Here is a 1099-nt window from a genome sequence, read left to right on the forward strand (position 1 = left end):
ATAGTGAACGAACTCTTTTGTTGGATATGACTGTTTTCTGGCTATCAATGAAACCCTTATCTTTATCGAGTTTCCCCAAATAAGTTGAGGTCTTTCTCCGTTTCTTCAATTCTTTGTCCCAGTAAGTAGTAGATCGATATACGTAGTATCCTTTACTGAATGTTTTGATTTCTAATCCCTTTTCTCCAAGCTTGCGCTGCTCGGTTAACCAATTACGTGCCCATTCTTCCGTTATTCCCTATAGGGAATACATTGTATTAATAGATTGCGCTGATATTACAGACAGATTTTCGATTACTGTAGAGGACTACAACATAAAATTTAAGATGGAAGTAGTACCTTCCAACTAAAACATGAAGGATGTGTGTAAGAGGAAACGTTATTAACAGACGTAATCAGGAGGATAGTTATGCCCTAAAAACAGCAGAGTTAAGGTTTAAAAATAAGATAAGAACTCAGTTGAGGTTTATCCATTAATCCCATTAATCCTTTAAATGGCCCATTAACTCTTACAACTGCTTCTTTTCGCTAAAATTTCCTTTTATGCCCTCAAATCCTCAACTTTCTAAAAGCGCTTGGAGCACGTATCAGGTCAAGTCTTTCAACCTTAAATGCTGCCAGTGCCGTAAGTAGTGCAGTTATGTTGCTTATTGAAACAAACAACTTAGCCCACTTATTACCTCTTGTCAGTGTTTTTGATCGATTGTATCCAACGACCTTGTTAGAATTTTTCCTTTCAACACAAGTCCTCAGGTCATAGATCTTTTGAAGTATCCGCTGATATATCCTGGGGATATAGATCGCTCTGAAATGGTTACATCTATCGGTTTTAAGGACAGTTCCAACACTATTGGACCTTGCAGCTATGACAGGAATAATCTGTTTATCGAGCACAGTTGAATTTGACCTATGACTATCAGGTCCGGCATCTGCTATCAGCATGACAGGTTTTTGAGCTGTTGATTGTGTACACTTATCTATCGTTTCCTGGAATATAGTATTGTCATTTTTACTCGCATCCACAGCATCCCAGTAAACCGGCAATCCAAACAACCTATCAACAATACAGGTATCAGTATATCCTGTACCTGAAAGTACA

General features: G+C 37.9%; 1 protein-coding gene. It reads right to left on the reverse strand.

The features are described 5' to 3' along the window. Positions 1-549: 549 nt before the first annotated feature. The coding region (locus BB781_RS15180) for a transposase (RefSeq protein WP_164997934.1) at positions 550-1099 on the reverse strand (550 nt) is incomplete at its 5' end.

Source organism: Methanolobus psychrotolerans, assembly GCF_002243045.1.
Lineage (GTDB): Archaea > Halobacteriota > Methanosarcinia > Methanosarcinales > Methanosarcinaceae > Methanolobus > Methanolobus psychrotolerans.